The 11,671-nt window shown below is 64.5% G+C and carries 12 protein-coding genes; 1 reads left to right on the top strand and 11 read right to left on the bottom strand.

The genetic code is table 11. The annotated features are described in order from the left end of the window. Positions 1-44 precede the first annotated feature (44 nt). The 7 genes from rpsO to truB form a co-directional block, all read right to left on the bottom strand. Positions 45-314: a 30S ribosomal protein S15 gene (gene rpsO, locus PSET11_RS12550; RefSeq protein WP_124092662.1), complete on the bottom strand. Its 270-nt coding sequence runs from the start codon at positions 312-314 to the stop codon at positions 45-47. 257 nt (positions 315-571) lie between these two features. Next, on the bottom strand, positions 572-1,804 hold the full coding sequence (locus PSET11_RS12545) for a kynureninase (RefSeq protein ID WP_124092661.1): 1,233 nt from the start codon (positions 1,802-1,804) through the stop codon (positions 572-574). Continuing rightward, positions 1,801-2,655, bottom strand: coding sequence for a tryptophan 2,3-dioxygenase (kynA, locus tag PSET11_RS12540; protein WP_124092660.1), 855 nt, complete (start codon positions 2,653-2,655; stop codon positions 1,801-1,803). The genes PSET11_RS12545 and kynA overlap by 4 nt, the downstream gene beginning before the upstream one ends. Positions 2,656-2,739: 84 nt before the next feature. Continuing rightward, a complete protein-coding gene (locus PSET11_RS12535; protein WP_124092659.1) occupies positions 2,740-3,720 on the bottom strand; it encodes a bifunctional riboflavin kinase/FAD synthetase in 981 nt (326 codons plus the stop codon). Positions 3,721-3,795: 75 nt separating this feature from the next. Continuing rightward, positions 3,796-4,272, bottom strand: a complete 477-nt coding sequence (locus PSET11_RS12530; protein ID WP_124092658.1) for a hypothetical protein — start codon at positions 4,270-4,272, stop codon at positions 3,796-3,798. A 19-nt stretch (positions 4,273-4,291) separates the two neighbouring features. After that, positions 4,292-4,645, bottom strand: a complete 354-nt coding sequence (locus PSET11_RS12525) for a hypothetical protein (RefSeq protein ID WP_124092657.1) — start codon at positions 4,643-4,645, stop codon at positions 4,292-4,294. A gap of 2 nt (positions 4,646-4,647) precedes the next feature. Beyond that, positions 4,648-5,565, bottom strand: a complete 918-nt coding sequence (gene truB, locus PSET11_RS12520) for a tRNA pseudouridine(55) synthase TruB (RefSeq protein ID WP_203415972.1) — start codon at positions 5,563-5,565, stop codon at positions 4,648-4,650. 87 nt (positions 5,566-5,652) lie between these two features. Between truB and PSET11_RS12515 the strand changes: the two genes are divergently transcribed. Beyond that, positions 5,653-6,807: a pyridoxal phosphate-dependent aminotransferase gene (locus PSET11_RS12515; RefSeq protein ID WP_203415971.1), complete on the top strand. Its 1,155-nt coding sequence runs from the start codon at positions 5,653-5,655 to the stop codon at positions 6,805-6,807. Between the two features lie 15 nt (positions 6,808-6,822). Here PSET11_RS12515 and PSET11_RS12510 read toward each other — a convergent pair whose 3' ends face one another. The 4 genes from PSET11_RS12510 to PSET11_RS12495 all read right to left on the bottom strand — a co-directional run bounded on the left by PSET11_RS12510 (position 6,823) and on the right by PSET11_RS12495 (position 11,650). Continuing rightward, on the bottom strand, positions 6,823-7,308 hold the full coding sequence (locus tag PSET11_RS12510; protein ID WP_124092654.1) for a nucleoside deaminase: 486 nt from the start codon (positions 7,306-7,308) through the stop codon (positions 6,823-6,825). 149 nt (positions 7,309-7,457) lie between these two features. Beyond that, positions 7,458-7,958, bottom strand: a complete 501-nt coding sequence (gene rbfA / locus PSET11_RS12505; protein WP_124092653.1) for a 30S ribosome-binding factor RbfA — start codon at positions 7,956-7,958, stop codon at positions 7,458-7,460. A gap of 279 nt (positions 7,959-8,237) precedes the next feature. Further along, positions 8,238-11,135, bottom strand: coding sequence for a translation initiation factor IF-2 (infB, locus tag PSET11_RS12500; protein ID WP_124092652.1), 2,898 nt, complete (start codon positions 11,133-11,135; stop codon positions 8,238-8,240). 152 nt (positions 11,136-11,287) lie between these two features. Next, positions 11,288-11,650, bottom strand: coding sequence for a YlxR family protein (locus tag PSET11_RS12495; RefSeq protein ID WP_124092651.1), 363 nt, complete (start codon positions 11,648-11,650; stop codon positions 11,288-11,290). Between the last annotated feature and the right edge of the window lie 21 nt (positions 11,651-11,671).

Below are 11,671 nucleotides of genomic sequence, written 5' to 3'. Positions count from 1 at the left end.
GGACAGCCCAGATCCGTCAGGAAAAGGGCCGTCCCAAAGTCCGACTAGCGGCGCAGGCCGAGGCGCTCGATGAGCGAACGGTAGCGGCCGATGTCAGTCTTCTTGAGGTAGCCCAGCATGCGCTTACGACGACCCACCATGGCCAACAGGCCGCGCTGGGTGTGGTAATCGTGCTTGTGCTCCTTCATGTGCTCAGTCAGATCTTTGATCCGCTGAGTCAGGACTGCAACCTGGACCTCCGGTGAACCGGTGTCGCCTTCGCCAGTTGCGTATTCCTTGATGATGGACTGCTTTACAGCGGCGTCAAGTGCCACAATAACTCCTTGAAAATGTGCCGTGCGGGCCCAGGTCAGATCGTTACTGCCGGGTCTATCGTGGCAAGATCCTCGGCACGAAACCGATGACGCTGCACACAACAGGAGCCAGCCGCCACGGACTGCAGCCGGATCCATCATCCAGTTTACCGGTCAGCGCCCAATGTTGTCGAAACAACCCCCTGTTTCCCGGCAGTTTCCGCTGACCGCTCCAGGCCGCGCACCTCAGGCGTTAGCGCCCGACGCCGTCCCCCGCCTCACGCGGTCAACTCACCATGGATGGCACTCATCCCGGCAAGCAGCTCGCCAAAGCTGGTACTGAGGGGGGACAGTCCCACCCGAATGCCGTGGGGGGCACGGAAATCCGGAATCACATCGTCCTCCCACAACGCCGCCACGTTGGCCTTGGTGAAGTTCGGATGGTCGACCGTGATGTGACTGCCGCGCTGGCCAGGATCCCGCGGTGAGCCAAGTGAGGCCCCGGATGGTGCCAAGAGCGCGTCAAAAACGTCGACCGCAAAGGCTGTCAACTGCTCGGACTTGGCGCGGATCGCGGCCATTCCTACCTCTTCGATGAGGTCCAAGGTGCCGCGCATGGCCACCATCCCCAGGATGGCGGGCGTGCCGCTCAGGAACCGCCGGATGCCTGCGGTTGGTTCATAGCCCGCCGCCATTTCAAAGGCGTCCTTGCGGCCCATCCATCCCCAAATCGGCTGGTTGAGGTCCGCCAGATGCCTGCGATTCACGTAAGCGAACGCTGGCGAACCGGGCCCACCGTTGAGGTATTTGTAAGTGCAGCCGGCGGCAAAGTCCACGTCGGCATCATCGAGTCCAATTTCCACCGACCCCGCAGAATGGCACAGGTCCCACACGACCAGCGCGCCGGCGTCGTGCACGGCCGCGGTGATGGCGGGCAGGTCCGCGAGATGGCCGGACCGGTAGGCAATCTGGCTCAGGAGCACGACGGCGGTGCGCGGCCCCGTCGCAGCCCGAACCTGGTCGACGGTGACCCCGGTCGCCGGATCGGCGTTAATCCAAACCAGGGTCAGACCTTCCTCCAGGGCGATTCCTTCTACCAGGTAGCGGTCGGTGGGGAAGTTTTCGGTATCGAGGACGAGTTCGTTGCGATCGGGGTCTGCCACCGCGGCCAACGCGGCCCGGATGAGCTTGTAGAGCACCACGGTGGTGGAGTCGGCGATGATGGTTTGCCCGGGCCCTGCGCCCAGCACGGCCCGGCCCAGCTGGTCGCCGATCTGTTGGGGCAATTCCAGCCACTCCTCATCCCAGCCACGGATCAGCCTGCCGCCCCACCCGTCCCGGATGAAGCCGGCCACATCGTCGGCGGTCCGGCGCAACGGGCGTCCCAGCGAGTTGCCATCAAGGTAGGAAACCGGCAGGTCAGAGCCCTCAAAGAGGCCGCGGTAGCTGGCCAACGTGTCTTGGGCGTCAAGGGCTTCGGCCCGGGCGCGCAGGTCGTCAACAACACTCATCGGCCAATCTCCGTTCGGACGGCAAAAAGTTCGGGGAAGAACGTCAGTTCAAGGGCCTTTTGCAGGAACGATGCGCCTTGCGAACCGCCAGTACCGGCTTTCATGCCAATGGTGCGTTGCACGGTACGCAGGTGCCGGAAGCGCCACAGTTGGAAGTTGTCCTCCAGGTCAACGAGTTCCTCGCAAGCCTCGTATGCGCCCCAGTTCTCGGCAGCGTTCTCGTAAATATGCTTGAACAAGGGCACCAGGCTTGGGGTGAATTCGTGCGCCTTGGTGACGTCCCGGTCCAGGACCTCCGCAGGCACGGCAAAGCCCTGACGCGCCAAGTACGCCAGGAACTCGTCGTAGATGCTGGGAGCTTCCAGCACCTCCGTCAACATGGCATGGGCTTCCACATCTGCGGCGAAGATGGGCAGCATCTTGGCGTTCTTGTTGCCCAGCACAAATTCCACGGCCCGGTACTGGCTGGACTGGAAGCACGACGAGTTTCCCAGGAAATCACGGAACTGTGCGTACTCGGTGGGCGTCAGGGTGGCCAGCACTGACCATTGCTCGGTGAGGGTTTTCTGGATGTGCTTGACCCTGGCGATCGCCTTGAGAGCCGAGCCCAGATTGTCTGCCTGCAACCAGGCCGCGGCGCTGCGAAGCTCGTGGAGCACCAGTTTCAGCCACAGCTCAGTCGTCTGATGCTGGATGATGAAGAGCATTTCGTCATGGTGCTGGGGTTCACTGACGGGCTGTTGGGCGCTCAGCAGCGTGGGCAGCTGCAAGTAGGACGCGTAACTCATCCGGGAGCTGAAGTCACTGACAATGCCAGCATCCAACTCGCGGGTGTTCTTTTCCACTGCCAACGGCTGCCTCTCCGTAAGGCCACCCCCGGGCGCTGCCGCCGGTGGCCTGGTGACGCGGCCCGGTACGTTCCGGACCGCGGAAAACTACTTCGTCAGGATCTCGTGGGCTTGGATGACGTCGAGCCGCATCTGCTCCACCAGGGCTTCGGGCCCACGATAGGCCACCATGCCACGAAGCCGCTGGGTGAACTCCACCACCACTGCCTGGCCGTAGAGGTCGAAGTCCTCCACGGCTTCCTTGGGCCGATCAATGACGTGGGCTTCCACCTGTCGGCTGACGCCGTCGAACGTTGGATTGGAGCCGACGGAAATGGCGGCAGGCCAGCGCTTGCCGTCCTTGTCCACCAGCCAGCCCGCGTAGATACCGTCCGCAGGGATCAGTCCTGTGGCATCGGCGGAAAGATTAGCGGTGGGAAAGCCAAGTTCCCTGCCGCGGGCTGCGCCGTGGACCACCGTGCCGCTCATCCGGTGAGCCCTGCCCAGGACGGCCCCGGCCGTTGCCACATCGCCTTCCTGGAGTGCTTCCCGCACCCAGGTGGAGGAGCACCGCCGGCCCAGGCCGCCGTCGTCGTGCAGCGGGTAGCCTTCGGAACCAAACTCGCTGATGACCTGGACGTCGAAGCCGAACTTCCCGCCCAGGGATTTCATGGTGTCGAGGTCGCCGGAATTGCCGCGGCCAAACCGGGCATCGTGGCCTATGACCACCCGGCTGGCGTGCAGGCAATCCACCAGGAACTGCTGGACGAACTCCTCGGCGGTGAGGCTGGCCAAATCCAGGGAGTACTTAACCACCAGGACAGCGTCCAGGCCTACTTCGCCCAGGGCCACAAGCTTGTCGGTCAGGCCCATGATCAGTTCCGGTGCCTGTTCCGGGCGGTGGATCTGCGCGGGGTGTGGATCAAACGTGACAGCTACGGCCTTTGCGCCGGAACGGTGAGCTGAGCGGATCAGTTCCGACAAAACCTGTTGGTGGCCCCGGTGAACGCCATCGAAGTTGCCGAACGTGACCACTGACGGGCCAAAGTCCGCCGGTACCTCGGACGGATCGTTCCAGATGTACACCATCACCCTCGCCTCAAACTGACCACTTGACTGTTCCGACGCCACGCCGGCGGCGGAACTCTCCTAGGTTACCCGCAATCACGCGGTGGCTGTCCCCATCGACGGCCGCCGGCGATACAGCCACACCAAGCCCAAAATGGGCAGCAGCAGCGGGATGAACGCATAGCCTCGGCCGAAGAGCGACCACACCGTTTCATGCGGGAACTGTACTGAATCGAAAACACTGAGGGCGCCCACCACCAGGACTCCGATGAGTTCCACCAGCACCGCCAGCACGGAGACTTTGAACCAGGTGGTGCCGGCCTTGGCCAGGGACACTGTGGCCACCACATAGACCAGAGCCGCGAACGCTGACAGCAGGTAGGCCAGGGGCGCTTCGCCGAACTTCGTCAGGATCTGGTAGCCGGCGCGGGCCGTCGCGGAGATGGCGAACACCGCATAGACGGCAATCAGGAGCCGCCCCGGGCCGGTGTTCCTGGTGTTCCGGGCAGCTGGCGACTTCCCGGCAGGCGTTCCCGGCACGGGTCCGACGGCGTCTGGCTGCTGGTCATTCATGTTCCGTGCTTCTTCCACTTCAGTACCAAATCTGATTCATGCGGGCGGCCATCACCACTGCAGTGACGCCCACGGCCGCGAGGACAAAGTTACTCCATCGCGTTTTTTCAAGGATTGCCCAATAGATCGCAGCAGGCGGCAGCAGCATGGCGGTGACCAGGTAACCCCAGAATTCCCACGCCTCCCCCGCGATGACCTCTCCCCCGATGACCCGGACAATGGAGCCCACCAAGTAGATCACCAAGGTCACTTCAACCGCAACGACGGACAGCAGGGTCACGTCGTTTGGCACCTTCCGCAGCAGGGCCGCCCCCACGCAAAGCAAAGTGGAGGCAAGCCCCACCACCAGGACAATGTAAAAGAACGCGTCCAACGTCAGCTCGCCTCGGTGGAGCCGTTGCCGGGTGCAAAGACCAGGACAGGCTTGGCGTAACTCCCGGCGTCGGCCAACAGCGCGACCAGGCTGCCGTCCGGGGCAAAAGCCGCAACCGGACGTTCTGCGGTGGCGGCATCACTGCCAGTCCCACCGGCCGCGACCCGGCGGCCAAAGGAAATCTCGACCGTCTCCTCGGCACTGAGTTCACGGTTGGGCATCAAAGCCCGCGCTGCCTGGGACATTTCCAAGACCTCAAGCTCTTCCGCCAGTTGCTCCAGGGTGCGCGCCTGATCAAGGGAATAGGGACCCACATGGGTGCGACGGAGCGCTGTCAGGTGGCCGCCCACGCCGAGGGTATTCCCCAGGTCGCGCGCCAGCGCTCGGATATAGGTCCCTGAGCTGCACTCAACCGTGACATCAACGTCCAGCACATCCAATTCCGTGTTCCGGCAGATACCGTGGACCTCGAAGCGGTGGATGGTCACGGGCCGGGCCGCGAGCTTGACGTCCTCACCGGACCGGACCCGCGCGTAGGCCCGCTCGCCGTTGACCTTGATAGCGCTGACGCTGCTGGGCACCTGCTGGATCTCGCCGGTGAGTTCCGCAACGCCGTCGTGGATGGCTTGGTCTACCACCCCGGCAACGGACGCCGAGCCGGTAACGTCACCCTCGGCGTCGTCCGTCACCGTGGACTGGCCCAGCCGAATGGTCGCCGTATACGTCTTGGAGGTGCCCACGATGTAGGTGAGCAGGCGGGTGGCCTTATTAATGCCAACCACCAGAACGCCGGTGGCCATTGGATCCAAGGTCCCGGCGTGGCCTACTTTCCGGGTACCTGCAAGGCGCCGCATCCGGCCAACCACATCGTGGCTGGTCCATCCCTGCGGTTTGTCCACTATCACCAGTCCAGAAAGCACGCTTCCCAGTATATCGACGCCGGAACCACGCGCTGACCGGCACCAGCGCCCGGAGCCGTCCCATCTTGGAACGTTAGGATGGCTGGCATGCCGAAGCCAGCCGCCCATGCCCGCGACGTGCCCGTCAACCAGATCCGCGAAATCACCGAGGCCGCGTGGCGGACACCCGGCGCTATTGTCCTCAGCATCGGCGAGCCGGGCTTTCCGCTCCCCCGGCACGTCCTCGACGCCGGCATCGCTTGCCTGGACAGGGACGAGACAAACTACACGCCGAATGCGGGCATCCCAGCGCTCCGTGAGGCCTTTGCGGCCCGGTTCCGCGCTGAGCAAGGCGTACCGGTGGGTGCGGATCGGGTGTATGTGGTGGACGGCGCGCAGCAGGGCCTGCATTTTGCGATGAGCCTGCTGCTGGCCCCGGGCGACGAGATCCTGATTCCCAATCCGGGGTACCCCACGTTCGCCATGACGGCGCACCTGCTCAATGCCGTCCCGGTTGGCTATCCGCTCTACCCGGACCACGATTTCATGCCGCGGGTCGCGGACATCGAAGAGCTCATCACGGCGAAAACCCGGGTGTTGGTGCTCAATTCGCCGTCCAACCCCCTGGGCGCAGTCCTGAGCGAAGCGTTGACCCGGGAGCTCATGGCCATGGCTCGCCGCCACGATCTGTGGGTCATCTCTGATGAGTGCTACGAGGCGTTTACCTACGACGTGCCACACGTCAGTCCCGCTCGCTTCGACGGCGAGACAGCAGCGGATGCCCGCGTCTTCACCTCGCTGACCCTCTCCAAAACGTACGGCCTGACGGGGCTGCGCATTGGTGCCCTGATCTGCCCGCCTGGCCTGGAGCGCACCATGGACAACGTGATGGAAGCGATCGTCTCCTGCGTCGCCTCGCCGTCGCAGTATGCAGCCCTGGCCGCCTTGACCGGCCCACAGGACTACGTCATCCACGCGCACGACCATTACCGCGCGAACCGCGATGCCGCCTCCGCCGTCCTCGACAGCAAGGGCATCCCCTATCTGCAGGCACAGGGTGCGTTCTACCTGTGGGCAGACGTTTCGCATGTCAGCGGGGGCGATGTCCGCGCATGGACGCGCCGGTTCCTGACCGACGCCGGCGTAGCCCTAGCACCGGGAACGGCGTTTGGTTCGATCGGCGAGGGCTGGGTCAGGATCGCGTTGTGCGGGCGGCAGTCGGAGCTGATCGAGGGCGTCTCACGGTTCCCGACGCGGCACTGACCCGCTGGCTCGGGCCTAGTATGCGGTCTTGCCCTGCGCGGATCGCCAGGCATCGAAGGGAACGACCGACGACGGGATTCCGCGGTGGGCGACCGGCAAGAGTTCTGGTTGGTTCCCCGCAAAGTACTCGTAGAAGAGTGCGTCGTCGAACCCGGCAGCAGCAGCCCCATGCCGATCAGCAGCGAAATACACCCGATCGATCCGTGCCCACAGCGCCGCCGCGAGGCACAGCGGACACGGTTCGCAGCTGGTGTAGAGGACCGCGCCGTGCAGGTCGAAGTTCCGCATAGCCGTAGCCGCTGCCCGGATGGCAACCACTTCGGCGTGCGCCGTGGGATCGTTGTCGCGGGTGACCCTGTTGACGCCATGGTGAACTGCGCCGTCAGAAGTAACCACGATGGCACCAAACGGTCCACCGCCATCGGCAACATTCCTAGTGGCCAATTGCACGGCCAACTCAAGGCACTCCGAGGCGCGGGCATCAACTTCTGGCACGGTCATGATTCGATCCTAGCCGCACGCTGCCACGGCATTTCCTGGCAGCAGATGCGCGGGTATCCTCTGCACAGGACAGTAGCCCCCAAAATGACAGCGGCCCAGACCGCACCCCTTGGGGGCATGCGGTCCGGGCCAGCAGGTCCAGCAGGAAGTTACTTGTTGCTGTCCTCGGTGGGCTCGCCATCGGGAGCCACGTCCAGTTCCTCTTCGTCGAAGTCGTCCTCGTCGATGTCTGCCGCATCGCTCTTATAAGGATCGGCGTCGCCGGCGTGTCGGGCGTTGGCTGCCAAGGCAGCAACCTCGGCGTCACGCTTCTTGGCTTCGCGGAGCAGTTCCTCGAGGTTGGAGGCGTTGACCGGAATCTGGTCAGCCACGAATTCGAGGGTGGGTGTCAGCCGGACAGTGACGTTGCGGCCCACTTCTTGCCGCAGCACGCCTTTGGCCTTCTCCAGCCCCTTTGCAGCGTCAGCTTGGACGATTTCGTCACCCAGGACGGTGTAGTAGATGGTGGCGTGCTGAAGATCATTGGTCACGCGGGCATCTGTCACAGTGATGCCCTCAAGCCGGGGATCCTTGACCTTACGGCCCAAGGCCTCGGCAACAACAACCTTGATCCGCTGCGCCAACTTGGCAGCCCGTGCTGGATCAGCCATGAACAACTCCTAATTTGAATCGAATGTCGGGGACGCGGCCGGTGACCTTGCACCTGCACGCGGAGCGATTGAGGGGGCCCGGGAGTGGCATCGAAGGAATTGGCCGGGCCCCGACCCGAGCTTGCGAGAGTTGGGAAGGCCAGTTCCGCTGCCGGAGACGGAAGGCCAACGATCGTAGATCGCTGGCCTTCCGTCGTAGGGGCGGGGCCCCCTCAATCGCGGAGTGCGGGGCGGGGCCGCCGGAAAATCCCAACGGCCCCGCCAGAGAATCAACGAGCCTTAAGCGCGCGGCTTCTCGCGCATCTCGAAGGTTTCGATGATGTCGCCTTCGTTGATGTCGTTGAACGAGCCAAGACCGATACCACACTCGAAGTCCGTGCGGACCTCGGTGGCGTCATCCTTGAAGCGCTTGAGCGTCTCAACGGTGAGGTTCTCACCGATGATCTTGCCGTCGCGGCTGATCCGTGCCTTGGTGTTACGGCGGATGATGCCGGACCGGACAATCGAGCCTGCAATGTTGCCGAACTTGGAGGAACGGAACACTTCGCGGACCTCGGCGGTGCCGAGCTGGAATTCTTCGTATTCCGGCTTGAGCATGCCCTTGAGGGCCAACTCGATGTCGTCGATGGCGGAGTAGATGACGGAGTAGAACCGCATGTCCACGCCTTCGCGGTCTGCCAGTTCGGCAACCCGCTCGGCGGGCTTGACGTTGAAGCCGATGATAACGGCGCTGTCCACTGTTGCCAGGTTGACGTCGTTCTGGGTGATGGCACCCACGCCGCGGTGGATGACGCGCAGCTGCACGCCTTCGCCAACGTCGATCTTGAGCAGGGCGTCTTCGAGGGCTTCCACGGCACCTGATACGTCACCCTTGAGGATGAGGTTGAGGGTGTCGATCTTGCCATCAGCCACTGCCTGGTCGAAGTCTTCGAGGCTGATGCGCTTGCGACGCTTCGCCAAGGCGGCGTTGCGGTCGGCTGCTTCACGCTTCTCGGCGATCTGGCGGGCGGTACGCTCGTCAGCGGTCACGAAGAAGGTGTCGCCTGCGCGCGGCACGTTGGACAGACCCAGCACCTGCACGGGGCGGGACGGGCCGGCCTCGGTCAGGGCGCTGCCGTCGTCGTCGAACATTGCACGGACACGGCCGTGGGCAGTGCCGGCAACGATCGTGTCGCCGACGCGGAGCGAGCCGGACTGCACCAGGACGGTGGCAACCGAACCGCGGCCCTTGTCCAGGTTGGCTTCGATCGCAATACCGCGGGCGTCCTTGTTCGGGTTGGCGCGCATGTCCAGGGCTGCGTCTGCGGTGAGCAGGACAGCCTCGAGCAGTTCGTCAATGTTGAGGTTCTGGCGGGCAGAGACCTCAACGAACATGGTGTCGCCACCGTATTCCTCGGGAACCAGGCCGTATTCGGTCAGCTGGCCGCGGACCTTCTCCGGGTTGGCGCCTTCCTTGTCGATCTTGTTCACTGCCACCACGATCGGCACATTTGCTGCCTGTGCGTGGTTGAGGGCTTCAACGGTCTGGGGCATGACGCCGTCGTCCGCGGCAACCACCAGGATGGCGATGTCGGTGACCTTGGCACCACGTGCACGCATGGCGGTGAACGCCTCGTGGCCCGGGGTGTCAATGAAGGTGATCTTCCGGTCAATGTCCTCGTGGGTGTGGGTGACCTGGTAGGCACCGATGTGCTGGGTGATGCCGCCGTGCTCGCCGGCCATGACGTCCGACTTGCGGATGGCATCGAGCAGGCGGGTTTTACCGTGGTCCACGTGGCCCATGACGGTGACAACAGGAGGACGTGCCTCAAGGTCGTCGTCGCCTTCGGCTTCAAGTTCGGCTTCGAAGTCAATGTCGAAGGTGGAGAGCAGCTCGCGCTCCTCGTCCTCCGGGGACACCACCTGGAGCTTGTAGCCAAGCTCCTCACCCAACAGTGCGAAGGTCTCTTCATCCAATGACTGGGTGGCCGTGGCCATCTCGCCGAGGTGGAAGAGGACGGTCACCAGTGCTGCGGGATTCGCCTCGATCTTGTCGGCGAAGTCAGTGATAGACGAGCCGCGGCGCAAACGCACCACAGTGTTGCCGTCGCCGCGGGGTACGCTCACGCCACCCAGCGACGGGGCGCTCATCTGCTCAAGTTCCTGGCGCTTAGCGCGCTTGGACTTGCGCTGCTTGCCACGACCTGCGCCGCCCTTACCGAAGGCACCCTGGGTACCACCGCGTCCGCGGCCACCCTTGCCGAAGCCACCGCCGGCCGGAGCGCCGCCGCCTGCACCGGGTCCGCCGGTACCTGGGGCGCCACCCGGACGTCCGGGTCCGCGGCCACCCGCACCCGGACGGCCTGCACCAGCGGGTGCGGGACGTTCGGTACGGTTGGGCATCATGCCGGGAGTGGGGCGGTTTCCGCCAGCACCGGCGGGACGCGGTGCACCCGGACGGGGTCCACCTGTACCAGCTGCAGGGCGGGGTCCACCGGCGCCGGCTGCGGGACGCGGCCCACCGGGACGGGGTCCACCTGCACCGGCTGCCGGACGGGGACCGCCCGGACGTTCGCCGTCGTTGCGGCCACCGGCGCGGGGCATGCCCTGCGAAGGTGCGAAGGGGTTGTTACCCGGACGGGGAGCACGCTCGCCGTCGCCGCCACGGCCGCGGGGCATGCCCTGCGAAGTGGCGAACGGGTTGTTACCCGGACGGGGACCGCCGGGGCGTGGTGCCGAGGAGCCCTGGCCCGAACCGCCCTGGCGGGCAGCGGGAGCAGGCGTCTCAGCCTTGGGTGCTGGCCGGGCGCCAGGCTTTGCACCGGTTGACGGTGCAGCAGCGGCTGGTGCCGGTGTCGCGGGAGCAGCAGGTGCCTGTGCGGCCGGGGCTGCCGGCGCGGCGGGTGCTGCGGCGGCAGGCGCCTGGGCTGCAGGAGCCGGAGGCTTGGGGGCAGCCGGGCCTGGTGCCGGAGTTGAAGGACGTGCCGGCGCAGCGGGGGCAGACGCCTGGGGCGCTGCCGCGGGTGCTGCCTGCTTGGCGGCGTCGGGGAAGGCGTTGCGCAGCTTGCGCACCACCGGGGCCTCGATTGTTGACGAGGCGGAGCGAACGAATTCGCCCAGTTCCTGCAGTTTTGTCACTGCATCTTTGGAAGTAATACCGAGCTCTTTAGCAAGCTCGTGTACGCGGACCTTGGCCACATTTCTCCTGTCTCGGTCCGCACCGAGCCAGGCACGAACCGTCTACTTCTTACTGCGGACCCCAGCCGCAAATGCTGCTGAAGGGCCCATTGCAGAGCGCAACAAAGTTGTCATCGTTACGCACTCATCGCTGGGAACTCATCGGGTTTCCATCAGTTTTCTGACCCGCTTTCAGGTTGGACGGTTGGTGTTGCAGGCGGCACGGCACCGGCAACGTTCGGGCCCTGCTTGATCCAGTATTCGACGGCGGTGGCGTCGGTTGCGCCCGGCAGGGCACGTCCGAACGCTCTCCGCTTGATCGCCAGAGCAAGGCACGATTCGCTGGGATGCAGCCATGCACCCCGGCCAGCCATCCGGCGTCGTTGATCCACCACAACCGCGGGTGAACCGCTGTTGTCGGCGACGAGCCGGAGTAACTCTGCCCGCTGGCCCTTCTTTCGACACCCGATGCAGGTACGCTCAGGTTGATTTTCAGTGGAAAGCACTTCTACCACGTTGATCGTCCTGACGTTCATATCTGCTGGCCCTCTGATGGT

It is taken from the genome of Arthrobacter ulcerisalmonis (genome assembly GCF_900609065.1).
In the GTDB taxonomy this organism is placed as follows: Bacteria; Actinomycetota; Actinomycetes; order Actinomycetales; family Micrococcaceae; genus Arthrobacter; species Arthrobacter ulcerisalmonis.
This window is presented reverse-complemented; position numbering and strand designations above follow the sequence as displayed.